This window comes from Kitasatospora sp. NPDC001664, assembly GCF_053596675.1.
Genome location: NZ_JBSFGS010000004.1, coordinates 137,228 through 154,324, shown reverse-complemented (window position 1 = coordinate 154,324; position 17,097 = coordinate 137,228). Strand labels below are relative to the sequence as shown.

18 protein-coding genes are annotated in these 17,097 nt (G+C 73.9%); 5 read left to right on the top strand and 13 right to left on the bottom strand.

The annotated features are described in order from the left end of the window. Nucleotides 1-5 precede the first annotated feature (5 nt). Both ACWCYY_RS07715 and ACWCYY_RS07710 read right to left on the bottom strand, forming a co-directional pair. A complete protein-coding gene (locus ACWCYY_RS07715) occupies nucleotides 6-1,175 on the bottom strand; it encodes an alpha/beta hydrolase (RefSeq protein ID WP_449795443.1) in 1,170 nt (389 codons plus the stop codon). A gap of 202 nt (nucleotides 1,176-1,377) precedes the next feature. Then, nucleotides 1,378-2,019, bottom strand: coding sequence for an NAD(P)-dependent oxidoreductase (locus tag ACWCYY_RS07710; protein WP_449795442.1), 642 nt, complete (start codon nucleotides 2,017-2,019; stop codon nucleotides 1,378-1,380). A 98-nt stretch (nucleotides 2,020-2,117) separates the two neighbouring features. On the opposite strand from ACWCYY_RS07710, the gene ACWCYY_RS07705 reads away from it, so the two are divergent. Continuing rightward, nucleotides 2,118-2,465: a winged helix-turn-helix transcriptional regulator gene (locus tag ACWCYY_RS07705; protein WP_345288078.1), complete on the top strand. Its 348-nt coding sequence runs from the start codon at nucleotides 2,118-2,120 to the stop codon at nucleotides 2,463-2,465. Here the strand turns inward: ACWCYY_RS07705 and ACWCYY_RS07700 are convergent. The 8 genes from ACWCYY_RS07700 to ACWCYY_RS07665 all read right to left on the bottom strand — a co-directional run bounded on the left by ACWCYY_RS07700 (nucleotide 2,459) and on the right by ACWCYY_RS07665 (nucleotide 11,932). Then, complete coding sequence (locus ACWCYY_RS07700; protein ID WP_345288077.1) at nucleotides 2,459-3,133, bottom strand: response regulator transcription factor; 675 nt, start codon at nucleotides 3,131-3,133, stop codon at nucleotides 2,459-2,461. The genes ACWCYY_RS07705 and ACWCYY_RS07700 overlap by 7 nt on opposite strands. Then, nucleotides 3,130-4,425 (bottom strand): sensor histidine kinase, encoded by a 1,296-nt coding sequence (locus ACWCYY_RS07695; RefSeq protein WP_345285033.1) that lies wholly within the window; start codon nucleotides 4,423-4,425, stop codon nucleotides 3,130-3,132. Before ACWCYY_RS07695 ends, ACWCYY_RS07700 begins: the two co-directional genes overlap by 4 nt. A gap of 92 nt (nucleotides 4,426-4,517) precedes the next feature. Next, complete coding sequence (locus ACWCYY_RS07690; protein ID WP_449795441.1) at nucleotides 4,518-7,142, bottom strand: TIR-like protein FxsC; 2,625 nt, start codon at nucleotides 7,140-7,142, stop codon at nucleotides 4,518-4,520. 67 nt (nucleotides 7,143-7,209) lie between these two features. Beyond that, nucleotides 7,210-8,142 (bottom strand): AAA family ATPase, encoded by a 933-nt coding sequence (locus ACWCYY_RS07685; RefSeq protein WP_449795545.1) that lies wholly within the window; start codon nucleotides 8,140-8,142, stop codon nucleotides 7,210-7,212. Between the two features lie 80 nt (nucleotides 8,143-8,222). Next, a complete protein-coding gene (locus ACWCYY_RS07680) occupies nucleotides 8,223-10,364 on the bottom strand; it encodes a VMAP-C domain-containing protein (RefSeq protein WP_449795440.1) in 2,142 nt (713 codons plus the stop codon). Between the two features lie 69 nt (nucleotides 10,365-10,433). Beyond that, nucleotides 10,434-10,850 carry a CU044_2847 family protein gene (locus ACWCYY_RS07675; protein WP_449795439.1) on the bottom strand — a complete coding sequence of 139 codons (417 nt, stop codon included), beginning with the start codon at nucleotides 10,848-10,850 and terminating at the stop codon, nucleotides 10,434-10,436. A 55-nt stretch (nucleotides 10,851-10,905) separates the two neighbouring features. Beyond that, nucleotides 10,906-11,106: a DUF397 domain-containing protein gene (locus tag ACWCYY_RS07670; protein WP_345285041.1), complete on the bottom strand. Its 201-nt coding sequence runs from the start codon at nucleotides 11,104-11,106 to the stop codon at nucleotides 10,906-10,908. Then, nucleotides 11,096-11,932, bottom strand: coding sequence for a helix-turn-helix domain-containing protein (locus ACWCYY_RS07665; RefSeq protein WP_449795438.1), 837 nt, complete (start codon nucleotides 11,930-11,932; stop codon nucleotides 11,096-11,098). The genes ACWCYY_RS07670 and ACWCYY_RS07665 overlap by 11 nt, the downstream gene beginning before the upstream one ends. A gap of 92 nt (nucleotides 11,933-12,024) precedes the next feature. Here ACWCYY_RS07665 and ACWCYY_RS07660 point away from each other — a divergent pair, with 92 nt between their 5' ends. Both ACWCYY_RS07660 and ACWCYY_RS07655 read left to right on the top strand, forming a co-directional pair. Then, nucleotides 12,025-12,222 (top strand): hypothetical protein, encoded by a 198-nt coding sequence (locus ACWCYY_RS07660; RefSeq protein WP_449795437.1) that lies wholly within the window; start codon nucleotides 12,025-12,027, stop codon nucleotides 12,220-12,222. After that, on the top strand, nucleotides 12,219-12,512 hold the full coding sequence (locus ACWCYY_RS07655) for a hypothetical protein (protein ID WP_449795436.1): 294 nt from the start codon (nucleotides 12,219-12,221) through the stop codon (nucleotides 12,510-12,512). Before ACWCYY_RS07660 ends, ACWCYY_RS07655 begins: the two co-directional genes overlap by 4 nt. A 7-nt stretch (nucleotides 12,513-12,519) precedes the next feature. Here the strand turns inward: ACWCYY_RS07655 and ACWCYY_RS07650 are convergent, their stop codons facing one another. Together ACWCYY_RS07650 and ACWCYY_RS07645 are read right to left on the bottom strand one after the other, a co-directional pair. After that, complete coding sequence (locus ACWCYY_RS07650; protein ID WP_449795435.1) at nucleotides 12,520-12,951, bottom strand: nucleoside deaminase; 432 nt, start codon at nucleotides 12,949-12,951, stop codon at nucleotides 12,520-12,522. Beyond that, nucleotides 12,948-13,778 (bottom strand): LLM class flavin-dependent oxidoreductase, encoded by an 831-nt coding sequence (locus tag ACWCYY_RS07645; RefSeq protein WP_449795434.1) that lies wholly within the window; start codon nucleotides 13,776-13,778, stop codon nucleotides 12,948-12,950. The genes ACWCYY_RS07650 and ACWCYY_RS07645 overlap by 4 nt, the downstream gene beginning before the upstream one ends. A gap of 94 nt (nucleotides 13,779-13,872) precedes the next feature. Between ACWCYY_RS07645 and ACWCYY_RS07640 the strand changes: the two genes are divergently transcribed. Continuing rightward, nucleotides 13,873-14,403, top strand: a complete 531-nt coding sequence (locus tag ACWCYY_RS07640) for an Lrp/AsnC family transcriptional regulator (protein ID WP_449795433.1) — start codon at nucleotides 13,873-13,875, stop codon at nucleotides 14,401-14,403. A gap of 38 nt (nucleotides 14,404-14,441) precedes the next feature. Here ACWCYY_RS07640 and ACWCYY_RS07635 read toward each other — a convergent pair whose 3' ends face one another. Next, entirely contained in the window at nucleotides 14,442-15,110 is a 669-nt protein-coding gene (locus ACWCYY_RS07635; protein ID WP_449795432.1) for a TetR/AcrR family transcriptional regulator, read from the bottom strand. 239 nt (nucleotides 15,111-15,349) lie between these two features. On the opposite strand from ACWCYY_RS07635, the gene ACWCYY_RS07630 reads away from it, so the two are divergent. Further along, entirely contained in the window at nucleotides 15,350-16,969 is a 1,620-nt protein-coding gene (locus ACWCYY_RS07630) for an MFS transporter (protein WP_345285057.1), read from the top strand. The last annotated feature ends 128 nt before the right edge of the window (nucleotides 16,970-17,097 follow it).

Sequence of the window (17,097 nt, the reverse complement as noted above, 5' to 3'; positions counted from 1 at the left end):
GTGGTTCAGGCGGTGGCGGTGGCGGCGGCGGAGCGGCAGGCCGGGCTGTCGGCGGCGCAGTCGACCCGGGCGTCCTCGCCCAGCGCGATGGCGGTGGTGTTGGCGAGCGAGGCGGTGCCGGGCACCAGGTAGCCGCTGTGGCCGTGCGAGCCGGTGGAGCTCACCAGCCGTGCCCCGTAAGAGGGTTGGTCGGGGTCGGCGCCGTGGCCGAGGCCGAACAGCGAGACGTTCGGGACCTTGTCGATCCAGTCCTCGGCGTTGCGCTTGACCACCCAGAGCGGCACCCGCAGCGCGTCCGCCCCGGCCACGTCCATGCCGGGCGAGCCGAGCGCGACCACCCCGCGCACCTGCTCCGGCTTCGGGTCGGCGAGCCCGCAGACCGCCGTGCCGTAGCTGTGGCAGACCAGGGTGACCGGGCCGGTCACCGGCGTCAGCCCGTCCAGGAAGGCCGACAGCCGCGCCGCGCCGGCCTCCGCCAGGCGTGAACCCGCCGCGTCCAGGCCGACCTTGACGGGCGTGGTGTAGCCGGTCCAGGCGACCACCGCGAGGCGCTCGCCGGAGGCCGCGCGCAGTGCCTCGGCCGCGCCGCCCGGGGTGCCGTAGTGCGCGGAGGCCCGGTCGCCGGTCATCAGGTCGATGTCCGAGCCCGGCACCACCACGACCGTCCGCTCGGCCTGCTCCAACTCGCCGAACACCTGGGCGTACTGGCCCCGCCCGCGCGGGTCGAAGGCCAGGATCTGCCGCCCGCTGCCCAGCTCCGCGTACCGCGCGGCCCGGGCGGCGGCCGCCTTCCGGTCCCGCTCGGGCAGCGCCGGATCGGCGGCCCGGGCCAGCTCGTGCTGCCGCTCCTCCTGCAGTGCCAGGGAGTTGGCGAGGTAGCGCAGCCGGTACGGGGCGCCGTCCAGGTTCCCCACCACCAGCGGGTGGCGCACCGCCAGCGCCCGCTGCTGCGCCGGGGGCAGCCCGTCGAAGAACCCCGCCACCTCGGCGGCCGAGGCGCGGCCCGGCTCCGGCAGCCGCACCCCGAGGGTGGTGTCGGCCACCCAGGCGGCCGTCCCGGGCGGCGGCCCGGTGACCGCCCGCTGCCCGTCCGCCGCCGCCCAGCCGCCGGCCCCGCCGACCGCCAGCACCGTCAGCAGCCCTGCGGCCAGTGCCCGCCGGAATCGCGCCTTCATCCCGCTCCGCCTCTCCTCGTACCGATCTCGACGGAGAGGAAGGTAGGAAGCGGACGCCTGACGGGGCGTCACCCCGCAGCGCCAACCCGGAGGTCATACCGGGGTACTACGGGGACCACGGGGGACGGCGCCCCCGGCACGACGGAGCCCGCCCCGGACGGCTGTCCGGAACGGGCTCCAACGTGCTTGCCGTGCAGGGGGATCAGTGCGAGACGGCCAGCTGCACCCGGTGGTGCCGGGGCTCCTCGATCTCGTCCAGCAGGGCCACCGCCAGGTCGGCGTGCGAGATCCGGCCCTCTCCCACCACCGCGCCGACCGCGCTCCGGTAGCTCCCGGTCACCGCGGCCTCCGCGTCCAGGTCCATCGGCGGGACCACCATCAGCCAGTCGAGCGCCCCGGCGGTGTCCGTCAGCAGCTCGAACTCCGCGACGTGCCCCTGGGAGAACAGGCGGTACTCCTCCGGGAACCGCGGGTCGTCCATCACCCGCACCCCCGGCGAGACCTCCAGGGTGGTGGCGATGCCCAGCGTCAGGAGCCGCCCCACCCCGGCCCGGCCGAGCCCCTCGGCCATCGCCCGGGCCGCCGCCGTGAAGTACTCCTCGGCCGGCAGGTCCAGCCGCACCGAGGCGTTCACCGCCGCGTCGTGCCCCGCCGCGGCCGACGCCACCGACCCGGCGTCCGTGGCGTCGCCGCGCACCACCGTCACCGCGCCCGAGGCGCCCAGCTCCGGGTACCTGCCCGGCTCCCGCACCACCGCCGTCACGGCGTGCCCGCGCCGCACCGCCTCGGCCACGGCCGCGCCGCCCACGCGTCCGCCCGCCCCGAAAACCACGATCCTCTTCATGCCGGTCCCCTCTCGACGGCCCCTCCGGGCCGGATGCGGGACGACCGTACGAGGAGGGGCCCCGGTTACTTCAACGGAACCGGCCCTATGGTCTCGGTATGACCACACCCCTGGAAGCCGACAGGTTCGACCCGGACTGCAGCCGCCGGATGCCCATCCGGGTCGGTGACAAGTGGAGCGGGATGGTGCTGCGCTGCCTGGAGGGGGGCCCGCGCCGGTTCGGCGAGTTGAGGGTGCCGCTGGGCACCGTCACCCCGAAGGTGCTGACCGAGACGCTGCGGGCGATGGAGCGCGACGGCTGGATCAGCCGCACCGCGTACGAGGAGAACCCGCCCAGGGTCGAGTACGCCCTCACCGACTTCGGGCGCTCCCTGCTCGGCCAGCTGGACGTCGCCTGCGCCTGGGCGCGCGAGCACCTCGACCAACTGCCCCCCAGGTCCTACTGACCCGGCGTCACCAGACCGGACTCGTACGCCAGCACCACCGCCTGGGCCCGGTCGCGCAGGTCCAGCTTGGCCAGGATCCGGCCGATGTGGGTCTTCACGGTCTGCTCGGCGACCACCAGCCGCTCGGCGATCTCCTGGTTGGACAGGCCCCGGGCGATCAGCTCCAGCACCTCGGTCTCGCGCGGGGTCAGCCCGTTCAGCTGGAGCTTGCGGTCCCTCCGCGGGGCGGGCCTGTTCCGCGCGAAGTCCTCGATCAGACGGCGCGTCACCGAGGGCGCCAGCAGCGCCTCCCCGGCCGCCACCACCCGGACGGCGGCGATCAGGTCGGCCGGCGGGGCGTCCTTGAGCAGGAAGCCGGAGGCCCCGGCGCGCAGCGCCTCGTAGACGTAGTCGTCCACGTCGAAGGTGGTCAGCATCAGCACCTTCGGCCGGTGCACCACCCCCGGCGGGGGGTCCAGCAGCCGGCGGGCCGCCTCCAGCCCGTCCATCTCCGGCATCCGGACGTCCATCAGCACCACGTCCGGATGGGTCCGCCCGCTGACCTCCAACGCCTGCTTCCCGTCGGCGGCGTCACCGACCACGTCGATGTCGCTCTGCGCGTTGAGCAGCGCGGCGAAGCCGGCCCGGACCATCGCCTGGTCGTCGACGATGATTACGCGGATGGTCATCGGGGGCTCTCTCCAGCGGTGGTGACGGGCAGTTCGGCGGAGACCCGGAAGCCGCCCTCGGCGGTCGGGCCGGTCTCCAGCCTGCCCGACAGTAGCCGGACCCGCTCGCGCATTCCCACCAGCCCGTGCCCGGTGCCCTCCCCGGCCTCCACCCCCGGCGTCCCGCCCGGGCCGTTCACCACCGTCACCCGGAGCGTGCCGGCGCTCGCCGAGAGCTCCACCTCCGTGACCGCCCCGGGCGCGTGCCGCACCACGTTGGCCAGCGCCTCCTGCACGATCCGGTACGCCGACAGGCTGACGCCCTGCGGGAGTTCACCGAGGTGCTCGCCGCGCAGCGAGGCCCGCACCCCCGCCTGACGGACCGTCTCCACCAGCCGCTCCAACTGCTCCACCCCCGGCTGCGGTGCCCGGTCCGGCGCACTGCCGTCACTGCGCAGCACCCCCAGCAGCCGCCGCATCTCCGCCAGCGAACCGCGCGCCGCCGCCGCGATGGTCCCGAACTCCTCCACTGCCTCCGGCGGGAGCCCGCTGATCCGGTACGGCGCGGAGTCGGCCTGCACCGTGATCACCGACATGTGGTGGGCCACCACGTCGTGCAACTCCCGCGCGATCCGCGCCCGTTCCTCCAGCAGGGTCGAACGCTCCCGCTCCGCCTCGCTGATCCGCTCCTGCTCCGCCAGCTTGCGCTGCGCCTCCCCGCGGCCCCGCACCGTCCAGCCCAGCAGCAGCACCGCGCCCGAGATCGCCACGGTGATGGTCGCGGTCTGCCCGGCCCGGGGCTGGTGCAGGTCACTGGCCACCACACTGGCCGCCAGCGTCACCAGCCACACCGCCAGCAGCGTCCGCCCGCGCTCGCGCAGCGCCAGGGCCGCCATCAGGAACACGTACCCGAGCAGGGTCGGCACCGGCCACGGCCACGGCCCGGCGCTCTTCGGCGTCCACGCCGTCGCCATGGCCCCCAGCACCACACCGGCGGACATCACCCACCACGCCGCCAACGGCCTGGTCACCGCGACGATCAACGGCACCGACTGCGCCAGCGCCAGCGCCCCGGCCACCGCCACCGGCAGCCCGTAGTCGTTGGCCAGCACCACCGTGCCGGTCGACAGCAGCGTGATCGTCGCCGCCAGCGCCAGCAGGTACGGCAACGCCCGCACCCACGCCCGCTGCGCCCCCGCCAACAGCGGCACATGGCCCTCGGCGGGCGTCAGCAACGCCCGCCCGAGATCGCCGAGCTGATCGCCGACCCACTGGGCGGCCTCGTTCACCGGAGAAGGAACCTGGAGCTTCATCCCCGTCAGCCTAGGCGCCGCACCCCGCGGAACGGCTCGTACCCAGGGCCGGTCTTCCGGGTAGTACCGGGGTATGACACCGGGCCGGCACCCTACGGAAGCTGATCGGACCGGCTCTCGAAGCCGTGCCTGGCCCGCATCAGCGCTCGGGGGAGCTCCTCTTCGAACTCGTGCTGGCCGCTCACCGTCACCACGCTCGTCCATGGAGGCCGCGACCTGTCCAGCCGTGCGACCTGCTCCGACCGGTCCCCGTCCTGCGCCGTCCGACGGTCCACCAGGACCACGGTCGGGGCCTCCGGGGGGCCGGATGCCGTCGCTACCAGCTCCTCCTCGAACTCGTGCACGGTCGGCTCGAAGCCCAGCTGTCGTGCCACCCTGGCCGCGTGCTCGGCCAGCGTGCGGTCGGAGGTGGACGGGAAGGGAGCCCCGTGGTGGTCGCGGGCGATGACGGAGATCCGCACCGCCCTGGCGCGCGGGGTGGTGAAGGCGCTCGGCTGCGCGGTGAAGTCCACCGGCTGTGCCGTGGGAATGACGGTGTTCTCGGCCACCTCGACGATCCGCCGGGCCAGCCGGAAGACGGCCAGCTCGTAGGCCTTGCGGAAGTACCCGAGTTTCATCAGTGCGTACAGGCCCTCGTCCTCGTACTCACGGCCGAACACCCGGTGGTTGAACTGGAGTTGGCGGGCCACCTCGGGGAGCTGGCGGTCGCTCATCGGCACCCAGAGCACCGGCACGATGCCGCTGGTGCGCTCGGAGGTCTGCCGGGCCGGGAAGACCGGACGCTGGGTGAAGGAGTGCCACTCCTGGCCGCAGGCCAGGCTGGAGAAGTAGCGGGGCGAGTAGAGCGGCACGAACACCCGGCAGGTGGCCAGCTCCTGGGAGATCCGGCCGGCCCAGAGCTCGCCCTGGTGCATGGACTGGTCCATGAAGCCGACCGGGAGGCCGGAGCGGTAGCTGGTCAGGGCCAGGACCGCCTCGCAGAGGTCCTCGTAGAGCTGGCTGACCCAGTGGTTCGGGTCACCGGCGCCGTGGGTCCTGGCGCGTGGTACGTGGGCGTAGCTCAGGAAGAAGTAGGGGCGTTCGTGGTCGTCCTGCCGATGGCCGGAGAAGGAGGGCACGGGCGGCGGCGGAGCCATGGCGGGTGGCTCTGCGGGGGACGTGGATGTGGTCTCCGTGCTGGGGGCCGCGGGCGCGGTCGGCTCCAGGCGGCTCAGCAGGCGGCCACGGGCGAGCGCGAGTTCGCCCCGGCCCTCCGGGCCCGGGCTGTCGGTGGACATCCAGGCCGGGAAGTCGGGCGCGGCACCGGCCAGTTGTTCCAGCCGACCGGTGACCTCCCGTCGCAGGGCGCGCAGCTCGGCGGTGGGCACCAACTCGGCGAGCTGTTCCTTGGTCTCCGCAAGAAGGTCGAACTGACGGTGTTGGAAGGGCTGTTCGTCCCAGGCTCGGGTCGGATGCGGTACCGGCCGGAGCAGTCCGCCCAACAGTACCTCGGCCAGTTCCACACTGCCCGGGCCCGGCCGTCCGGTGGTGGCCGGGGCGGTCAGTCCGACCAGCCGCATCGCGGGCACGCTCAGTGGCGCCAGGTGGGCGATGTACGCCGCCAGTCGTCGGGCGGGCGGTGAGGCGGAGCGCAGGAATGTCTCCAATTCGCGCTCTGCCAGAACCGGTTGGGCCGTGGCCGCGGGTGTCGGTCCGTCCTCCCACAGTGTCAGCCGAGTCGTTCCCCCGGTGGCGACGAGTCCGGCCCATGGCTGCAAGGAGGAGGGGGAGAGCTCCAGGACCGGTAGCGGTACACGGGTGTCCACCCCGCTTCGGAGGCCCTGCGAGGCCCAGGGCGGCAACTGCCAAACGGAGTTGGGCACGCCCGCCCCGGAGCCGGACACCGGGTACGGGTCCCCGGCCACCCCGGAACCGGGCCACATCCGTCGGGGCAGGGTGTGCAGCACGGCGGTGGGGCCACGGCGGCCCCAGCCGTCCAACACCGCCCGCATCCGGCCGTCCCGCCAGGCGGCGCCGGCGCCGTCGGTGACCACCAGGACCAGGGTCCGGCCGGTGGTGTCGACGATGGTGGCGGGGGAGCGGTCCGGCCCGTCCGCGCCGAACGGGCGGGCCCGCAGGCGGACCGGGCCGGGGCCGCGGTTGCGCAGGCCGACCACGGTGACCTGCCGGAAGCCGCCCAACCGGCCGAGCAGTACGTCCAGTTCGGCGACCAACTTCCGCCAGATCAGCATCGGCACGCCGTCGTCCACCACCAGGACGCAGCGCAGCCAGGGCTCCCGGCCGGGCCGGAGCACGAGCTCCGGAAGACCGGTCTCGGCCCACCGGGTCGCGGTCGCGGACTCGTCCAGCTCCCCACCGCCCGGCACGGTCCGGCGGCGGTTCAGCGGGCGCAGTGCCCTCGCCAGGATGCGGGCATCCGGCAGGGCCCGGGGCTCCGGCAGCGAGGTCTCCCTGGTCCCGCTGCGTCCGGTGCCGGCTGCCACCCCCGTGAAGAGCCGACGGGCCGGGGGCCTGTCCCGGCCCGGCCCGGTGGTGCTCTCGGAGGAGGGGTCGGCGCCGTCCTTCGCCGTGCCGTCGTCCGGCCCGGTGACGGCGCGGTCCCCGGTCGGAGAGTGGCGGCTCAGGGGGAGGTCGACGCCCGGAGGCAGGGCGCGTGCCAGCCACAGGACGTCCAGCAGTTCGTACAGGTCGAGGTCGGCCCCGGAGGCGCGGAGCACCTCGCGGGCCCGGTCCAGTTCCGCGCTCAGGTTTCTCGCCCCCTCCCGCCGTCGGTGCCCCGGCGGATCAAACCGTGCCGCCCAGGTTGTGCAGGACCGACTCCAGCAGCCGGTGCGCGTCCAGGTCCACCCCACCCTTGCGGAGGAAGACCGCGTTCAGCAGTTGGTCGGTGGCCAACTCCCGGTGCGTGCGCCGCTCCAGGAACTCGGCCAGCACGTCCTCCGCCCCCGCCATCGCCCCGACGCCCAGATGGGCCTCGACGATCTCGCGCAGGGCCGCCGCGTCGGGGTCCGGCAGTTCGAGCCGGAGGCAGCGGCGCAGGAAGGCGGGCGGGAAGTCCCGCTCGCCGTTGCTGGTGATCACCACGACCGGGAACTCGGTGCAGTGCACCTGGCCCCGGGTCACCGGCACGGTCGCCCGGCCCGGATCGGCGGTCAGCACCCGGACCTCGGACTGGTCCTCGGGCAGCCGGGCCAGCTCCGGGATCTCGAAGCTGCCCTCCTCGAAGACCGTCAGCAGGTCGTTGGGCAGGTCGACGTCGCCCTTGTCCAGCTCGTCCACCAGCAGCACCCGGGGACGCCCGGCCGCGACCAGCGCGGTGCCGACCGGCCCGAGCCGCAGGAACGCGCCGATGTCCGGCTCGGACCGGGCCCGGCCGGTCTCCCGGGCCAGGGTGGCCTCCCGCAGCCGGCCGATGGCGTCGTACCGGTAGAGCGCCTCGGGCAGGTTGGAGCGGCTGTTGACCGGCCAGTGCAGCACCTGACCCAGGCTCAGCTCGTGGGCCAGGGCGTGCGCCAGGGAGGTCTTCCCGGTGCCGGGGCGGCCGGTGACCAGCAGCGGACGGCGCAGCTGCAACGCGGCGTTGACCACGTCCACGTGCGCCGGGTCGATCCGGTACGGGCGCGGCCCGCCGCCCGCGGCGGCCGGGCCGCCGAGCCGGCGCCAGGGCGGTACCGGCGGTAGGGCGGGGGAGCGCGGACGCCCGTCCCCGCGGAAGATCCTCCAGGTGTCGGCCGCGTCCTCGTCGGGGGCGGGGTCGGCCGCGTCGGCGGGGTCGGCCGGCTCGGGCGGTCCAGCGTTCACGGTCTCTCCTCCGGGTCGGTCAGGGCGAGGGTCTGCGGCAGTGGCCTGGTCGGGTCCTCGCGGGCCAGCACCGGGCGCAGCGGGAAGCGTTCCGCGTACCCGAAGGCACCGGCCCGGTAGCTCCGGACCCGTTCGGGGAGCGAGTGTTCGGGGCCGCCGGGGTCGATCGGCGCGAAGTGCCCGGCCGGCAGCGACCCGTCGGCGACGCGGTCCCAGATCACCACCGGCACCCCCATCCGCAGGCACTTCACCGCGAGCAGCACCCGGCGCTCCCGGTCCGGTCCGCCCAGGACCACGCAGCTGGCCGCCCGGTGGCTGAGCAGTGCGCTGGCCACCTGCCGGGGCTCCTGGTGCTCGCCGTCCAGGTGCAGCGGCGGGCTGACCGTCCGCCAACGCCACCGGAAGGCCAGGGCCTTGGCCCGCTCGCGGCTGCGGACCGGGTCGAGGTCCAGCGCCAGCCGGACCACCACCGGGTGGACGGTGCCCAGCGGGCGCGGCTCGTCCCCGTCGGCCAGCTCCTCCGGGTGGGCGGTGTCCCACTCCTCGACCGCCAGCCCGAGCTCCTCCTTGTCCAGCACGAACTCGACGGTCGGGTACGGGTCTTCGCCCCCGTCCTCCCACTCCGCCATCACCGCACGGAGGTCCCGGGCCACCTCCTCCGGAGTGCCCGGGCGCCCGCCCGGACCGTCCACCGGGTGCAGCTCCCCGTCGCCGTGGTCCGCCCAGAGCGCGCAGCGGAACCGTCCGGCACCGGAGTGCTGGTACCTGGTCAGCCGGACCACCAACCGGGGCGTGCCGCGCTCAGTACCTTCCTCGGCCGCGGCGCCCGGCCAGTCCCCGGCGTCCGCACGGTAGTCCCGCAGCGCATCGAGGGAGACGCCGAGACGGTCAGCGGTGTTCTCGTTCCAGGTGTGGAGCCGGCGGGCCAGGGCGGTCTCGCCCCGGGTGCCGAGTGCGGCGGCCACGTACTCCACGAAGCGCAGCAGCTTCCCGGGCCGATAGGTCTCCAGGTGCCGGACCAGGGCAGCCGTCCGGCTGCCGCACCCCTCCGGCACGGGGCCGGTGAGCAGTGCGGGCGGGAGGTCCACCCAGGGCAGCGCGGCGGCCACCAGTCTGGCCAATGAGGGCAGCCCGGGGGCGGGCGGCTCCAGGGCCTTCTCCAGCATGGCCACCAGTCGGCCGTACTGCTCCGGTGACAGCAGGCCGGGTACCGCCAACTCGTGTCCCAGGCCCAGTAGCCGGGACGCCTGGTCGGGGCGGCTGTGGCGGCGGTACTCCGCCAGGGCGGCCAGCGCACGCGGTTCGGTGAGCAGCAGGGCCGCCATCCGTTCGACGGACGGTGCGGTGCCGGCCGGGCCCTGGCCGAGCTCGAACAGCGCGGCCAGGTGGGCGGCGCCGTCGGCCCGTTCGGTGGTTCCGGGGAACAATTCGCCCAGGAGGTCCGAGAGTTCCGGGAGACCGTCCTGGAGTGCAGCGGCCGGCGCCGGGTGAGCGGGCAGCAGCAGCGCGACGGCCCGGGCGGGGCCGAGGGCCCGCTCCAGCTCGCCCCTGACGGTCTGCCAGGAGAGCACCAGACTGCGGTCACCGAAGCCGCCGGTACCGCGCAGCTGCCCCGCCACCAGCCCGACCACGGCCTGGTCCGCCGCCGACCAGAGCGGCCCGCCGCTGTACCCGGGGCCGATGGCCGGCCCGGAGGCCGCCGCGTCCACGTAGCTGCGGTCCGGTTCGCAGACCTGGACGGTGGTCGAGGTCGCCGAGACCGCCTGGCCGGTGCCGTACCAGGCACGGAGCTGCTGACCCACCGTCATCGCGGCCCAGGACTGCGGGAAGGCGTCCGGGGGCGGGTCCGCGTCCAGCCGCAGCACCGCCAGGTCGCCCAGCCACTCCACGGCACCCTCGGGCGCGGGGCCGCCGTCGGCCGCGCGGGGAGCGAGCCAGGCCTCGACACGGGCACTCCCGGGCGGGGCCGCGGCCGCGGCCCCTGCGCGGAAGGCGACCCGCAGCGCCGCCGTCGCGGTGGGGTCGGAGACCTCGAACAGGCCCCTTCCCAGCGCGGCGTTCACCACGTGGGCACAGGTCAGCAGCAGCCGGCCGTGCAGGTACACCCCACCGCCCACCGGCTGCCCGTCGGGGCCCATCACCGACACGAACGCCGCACGGATTCCCGTCTCGGCCGCATCGGATCCGTCGAACCACCCCACGCCCGGTCAGCCGGCCGCGCCGGGCTCCGCAGCTGCAGCACGCGGCGCGAGCTGCCAGGTCGCCGAGACCGTCAGGCTCGCCTCCGCACTACCGCCCACCACGCCCAGCTTCAGGTCCGCCCCGAGCTGTACCCCGAACTCCACCGACACCTCGTGCGGCCGGCTCGGCACCGACGCCACCGTGTCGTGCACCTGCTGCAGCAGCGGCACCAGCGGACTCAACGCCGTCCGCAGCGCCCCCTCCCCGAGCGCGGTCAGCCGCTCGCCCAGCTCCTCCGCCCGCCGCCCCACGGGCGTCCCACCACCCAGGCCGGGCGGCAGGTTGGCGGGGGCGGGCTCGGCTGGCGCGGCGGACGTGACCGGGAAGGTCCGCAACAGCACGGCTGAACCATCGTCAAAGGTGAACTCGAGATAGTCGGACACGCAGACGATTGTGCCGACGCGACCCCACCGCCGGAGCGGATTCCACCGAACTGGGTCAGCCGAACTGCCCGGCCTTCACGGCTCGGACGAAGGCGGAGAACGAAACGGCGGGAAACAGCAGGGCGGGCCCGTCGGGGTCCTTGGAGTCCCGGACGGGGACGAGCCCGGGGACGTGGTCGGCCACCTCGACGCACTCGCCGCCCTGTCCGCTGTACGAGCTCTTGCGCCAGACGAGGTGATCCGGGTTAGCGCGCATGTTCCATGTCCTCTCGTACCTCGCGGATGAGGGCCAGCGAGTCCGTCCGCGACAGTGCCTCGATCTGGAGCCGAGCATAGAGCCGCTCCCACTTGGCAACGGTGGATTTCTCCCGTTCCAGGTACCCGCGTTGGAAAGTCTCGGTATAGCCGAGTACGGTGCGGTCCGGCATCGTGAGAAGCCACAGCGTGTCACTGAGCGGCCGTCGTTCCGCGAGCCGGTGCGGCGCGATCTGGAGCACCAAGTCGGGCCGTTCCGCCAGCCGTTCGAGGTGTGCGAGCTGCTGGGTCATCACGGTGGGGCCGCCGATCGGGCGGTGCAGGCAGCTCTCGTCCAGGACGGCGTAGACGAGCGGGCCGTCCTTCCGGGTGAGCAGGGTCTGCCGGGCGAGCAGGAAGCCGATCCGTTCCTCGGCCTGTTCCCGCGTGACGTCGCCCCACCCGACCGGGGCGAGGCCGTAGGCGTTGGCGTAACCCTCGGTCTGGAGCAGCCCCGGGATGACGCCGAGTTCGAAGACCCGGATCTCCGCGGCCTTCGCCTCCTCGCGCGCGTACTCCGGGAAGCCCTCGATCAGCATCGAGTGCTGGAGCTGCCACCACATCAACTCCAGCGTCCCGCCGGTCTCCAGGACCTCGTCCGCCTTCGGGGCGAACCACGGCGGGGGCTGCCGCTCCGCGCGCTCGATGTACGAGACGTACGAGTCGGAGCAGCTGAGCCTGCGTCCCAGGTCGGCCTGCGACAGGCCCCTCGCCTTCCGGCTGCGCCGTAGCTGCATGCCGAACGCGGCCAAGGGCGACGCCGACGGGTCCAGGTCGCGGAGATTCATCAACAGCCCCCACTGTCCAGTTGAAATCCTTCCGAGCGTAGCCGGCGGACCGCCATCGTGGAGGCCGAACGACCACACAGAGGAGTCATCCCGTGACCAAGCGCAGCAGGGCCGACGGCCGCCCACAGGTCGGCGAACTGGTGACCGACACCAGGTCGGGGCGGGTGGGGGAGTACCGGGACACCCTCGGGAAGGCGGCCTACCTCCGCCCCGTGGGTGGCGGTTGCGAGTGGGAGACCGATCCGGACTGCCTCGTGGCCGTTCCGGACACCGAGGAGGAAGCCGGTTGAATTCCCGTCAGCAGCGCGAACGCGCCCGCCGTGAGGAGGCCCTCGCCGAGGTGGCGGCGGTCGCGGTCCGCAAGGCCGAGCTCAGGAGCCGACTCGTCGCCGTCAACCACGAGTTACGCCTCGCGGCCCGCGCCGCCTACGCCACCGGAGCGTTCTGGCACGAGATCGCCGAACGGGCCGGCGTCTCCACCGAGACGGCCCGCTTCTACCGCTACGACCACGTCGACGGCGTCCGCCGCGTACCCGTCGAGCCGCTGCCGCCCCGGGTCTTCCGGGAGCGCGGCGACTGACGCCCGGTCAGCGGTGGTAGTACGGCTCGACCGCCGCCCGGACCTCCTCCCACAGGGCGGGGCCGTCCTGCGGGACGGGCTGCCGTCCGCTGCCGGGGCGGATGGTGAGGAGCTGCTCGCCGGAGAGGGCGAAGACGACCCGCCGCAGGCCGGCCACCTGGATGGCGGCCGCGCACATGCCGCACGGTTCGCAGCTGGTGTACATCGTCGTCGCAGCCGCCGCCTCCGGCGTCAACTCCCGTGCGGCCCAACGGGCCAGCTTGAGCTCGGGGTGGGCGGTGATGTCCCGGTCCGTCAGCGTGGTGTTCCGCTCCTCGGCCAGCACCACGCCCTCCGGCGAGGCCAGCAGGGAGCCGAACGGCGGGTTCCCGCCGTCGGAGGCCTCGGCGGCGAGGGCGATCGCGCGGCGCAGCAGGGGGAGGTCATCGGGGGTGGTCACGGGTTCTCCTCTCGGGGGAGCAGATGGGCGGCCACGGTGGCCAGGTCGCGCCAGGCGCTCTCGGGGGAGAGGGTCTCCGCCGGGTCGCCCCCGTAGGTGTCGAGGAGGACGGACTCGCAGCCCAGCAGCCGGAGTTGGGTGAGATCGTCGAGCACCTGGTCGAGGCTGCCGACCCCGGCCAGGCGCTCCGGGGCCGGGTCGGGGGCGGTAGTGATCTTCAGCTTGATCCGAGGTGCCAGCGCGGGCCGCGGCCGGTCCTGTTCGGCGGCCGTGGCCGCCAGCCGGCCGGCGGCCTCGCGCAGCCACGGCAGGGTGCAGCGCATCGGATGCCAGGCGTCGCCGTACCGCACCGCCCGCCGCGTCCCCGCCTCGCTGTTGCCGCCGACCCACAGGGGGACGTCCGGTGCCTCGGAGCGCAACACCCGCAGGACCTCGTCCGTCAGCCGCCCCCTCCGCTCGAACGGGACGCCCAGCGCCTCGAACTCCTGCCGGGCCCAGCCCACCCCCACCCCCAGCACCAGCCGCCCGCCGCTCAGGTCGCGCAGATTCGTGGCCATCCGGGCGGTGAGCAGCGGGTGCCGGTACGGGGCGACCAGCACGGTCGTGCCCAACCGCACCCGGCCGGTCAGTCCGGCCAGCCAGGAGAGGGTGGTGAAGGGTTCGTAGAAGGGGTCGGGGTAGCGCTCGGCCACGTCGGGGGTGACGGCGACGTGGTCGGAGACCATCAGCAGGTCGAAGCCGAGGTCCTCCACGGTCGAGGCCCAGGCGCGGAGCATGCCCGGGTCGGTGCCCGGGCCGAAGTTGGGGACGTTCACACCGATCTTCACGCCGTCAAAACTACGCAGTCCGGACGGTCCGTCAGAAGGGCTTCCTCCCGGCATGATCGCCGATCGGCCGGGGATTCCCCGGTAGATTCACCGGATGACCGAGATCCTCGACCCGACCGACTGGGCGATCCTCACCGAGCTCCAGCGGGACGGCCGGATCGCCTTCACCGAGCTGGCCCGGCGGGTGAACCTGAGCGCCTCGGCGACCACCGAGCGGGTGCGGAGGCTGGAGGCGTCCGGGGTGGTGACCGGCTACCGGGCCGAGGTGGACCTGGCGCGCGCGGGGTACCCGGTGCCGGCCGTGGTGCGGCTCAAGTACCCGGGACCGGGGAGCCGGCACGAGCCGCTGCGGCGCCTGCTGGCGGAGCGTCCGGAGATCCTGGAGTGCCTGCGCACCACCGGCGACGACTGCTACGTCCTCAAGGTCGCGGCCACCTCCACGGCCCACCTGGAGGAGCTGGTGGACGAGCTGGCCCGGCTCGGCAGCACCACCACCAGCCTGGTGCTCAGCCACCCCCTCCCGCTCCGTGGCCCGGCGGCGCCGAACCCGGCGGCGCCGAGCGCGGCCGCACCTCGCCCGGCTCCACCGCGCACGGAGGCGGCCACCCGCGCCACCGCCCGCTGAGGGGCGCGCGACCGGCGGTGACGCGCCGTCAGTGAGGGTCAGCGCCAGTCGCCGGCCAGGGCCGGGCCGAGCTGGTCGAAGTGGGACTCGATGACGGCGATCATGCCCTCGGGGCCGGGCCCGGACTCGCCCCCGCTCCAGGCCAGATGGGCGCTGCGCAGCACCCCGCCGAAGACGGCGGCGAGCACCCGCGGCCGCAGGTCGACGGCGGGGTCGAGGCCCTCGCGGGTGGCGATCAGCTGGGCCACCAGCCGCTCCTGGTCGGTGATCCGACGCAGGTGGGCGGCGAGCAGCGTCGGGGTCTCCTCGATCAGCTGGATGAGTTCGAGGGCGGCGGTGATGCCCTGGTCGCCGTCGGAGGTGGAGAGGTCGCGCCAGGTCAGGACGATCGAACTGCGCAGCGCCTGAAGGGGGTTCTCCTCGGCGGGGCGGGCCCTGAGGGTCGTGATGAAGTGGTCCTCGGCGTCGGCCAGGACGGCGAGGGCGACCTCCTCCTTGTTGGCGAAGTAGCGGAAGAAGGTGCGCTGCGAGACGTCCACCGCGGTGGCGATCTCGTCGATGGTGGTGCGGGCGTAGCCGTGCTCCAGGAAGAGCCGGTGGGCGGCGGAGACCAGGGCGTCCCGGGTGCGCTGCTTCTTCCGCTCGCGCAGGCCGAGGATCCGGCAACCGTCCGTGGCGGTGGCGGGCGAGGTGGGCTGCACGGCCATGCGGCGGGGCCTCCGGGACTGGTGGATCGGTGCTGACAACGATAGCGCGCTGACAAATGGCAGCTCCCTGCACAAGTCAGGCATCAGCACAAGGCAGTGTTTGCCGAATGTCAGAGGCTGACATAATCTCGCACGGCGGTGACGCCCGCCAGGCCGGACGACTCGTGGGGACGGGTGGGCCGGGGCGTCACCGCCATCGGCAGAGTCATCCCGCAGCGAGCCCGGAGGGTCCGTCAGACATGAGCCAGTCCCTGACCAAGAGCGCCGAGGCGGCCGGTCCGTCCCGGCCGAGCAGCGCCCCGGGCGGTGGTGGCGGCCTCGCCCGCTTCCAGGGCCATCCCTGGCTGACCCTGCTCACCGTCGCCGTCGGCGTGATGATGGTGGCCCTCGACGGCACCGTGGTGGCGATCGCCAACCCGGCCATCCAGACCGACCTGGGGGCCTCGCCGGCCGACATCCAGTGGGTGACCAGCGGCTACCTGCTGGCGCTCGCGGTCTTCCTGATCACCGCCGGCAAGATCGGTGACCGGTTCGGCCACAAGGGCACCTTCCTGGTCGGCGCGGCCGGCTTCGCGGTCACCTCGGCCGCCATCGGCTTCGCCACCAACATCCAACTGGTCATCGCCTTCCGGGTGTTGCAGGGCCTGTTCGGCGCGCTGCTCCAGCCGGCCGCGCTCGGCCTGCTGCGCGGCGCCTTCCCGGCCGAGAAGCTCAACATGGCGATCGGCATCTGGGCCGGCGTCATCGGCGCCTCCACCGCGGCCGGCCCGATCGTCGGCGGCCTGCTGGTCGAGCACGTGAGCTGGCAGTCGGTGTTCTGGATCAACGTGCCGGTCGGCATCGCGGCCGTCCTGCTCGGCCTGCTGATCCTGCGTGACGTCCGCTCCGAGAACGCGGTGAAGTCCTTCGACCTGCCCGGCATCGCCCTGCTCTCGGTGGCCATGTTCGCCCTGGTCTGGGGCATCATCAAGGCCCCGAGCTGGGGCTGGGGCGACGTCTCCACCCTGCTCTTCCTCGGCGGCGCGGTGCTCGCCCTGGTGCTCTTCGCGCTCTGGCAGACCCGGGCGAAGGAGCCGCTGATCCCGCTCAGCCTGTTCCGTTCGGTGCCGCTCTCGGCCGGTGTGCTGCTGATGGTCCTGATGGCCTTCGCCTTCTTCGGCGCCATCTTCTTCGTGACCTTCTACCTCCAGAACGTCCACGGGATGGCCCCGGTCGACGCGGGGGTCCACCTGCTGCCGATGACCGGCATGATGATCATCGGTGCTCCGGCGGCCGGTGCCGCGATCGGCAAGGTCGGCCCGCGGATCCCGATCGTGGTCGGCATGACGCTCACCACCGTGGCCATGTACGGGATGTCCACCCTCACCACCGACTCGGGCAACGGCGTGATGTCGCTCTGGTTCGTGCTGATGGGCCTGGGCATCAGCCCCGTCATGGTCGGTGCCACCGAGGTGATCGTCGGCAACGCCCCGCTGGAGCTCTCCGGCGTCGCGGGCGGACTCCAGCAGGCCGCCATGCAGGTCGGCGGCAGCCTGGGCACCGCCGTGCTCGGCGCGGTGATGGCCGCGAAGGTCACCGACGTGCTGCCGGGCAACTGGGCGAAGGCGGGCCTGCCGCCGCTCGGCCCCGAGCAGCAGGCCGGCCTCGACCAGGCCGCCCAGCTCGGCATCGTCCCGCCGTCCCCGGCCGGCACCCCGGACCAGGTGGTCCAGGGCATGGCCAGCGCCGTCCACGAGTCCTTCGTCAGCGGCATGTCGCTGGCCTTCGCCGCCGCCGCGGCGGTCGCCTTCGCGGCGGCCCTGCTCGGCCTGCTCACCAAGAAGGGCGCGAACGACGCCGGTCCGGCCGTGCACATCTGACGCACGGTCGTCCGACCCACGGTCAGGGGGGAACGGAGCCGCTCCCGTTCCCCCCTCCGCTGCCCGATCGGGCGACGCGGCCTTCCCGTCCGGCTGCCCCCGACCGCGTTGGTCGGGGGTCCGGGCGG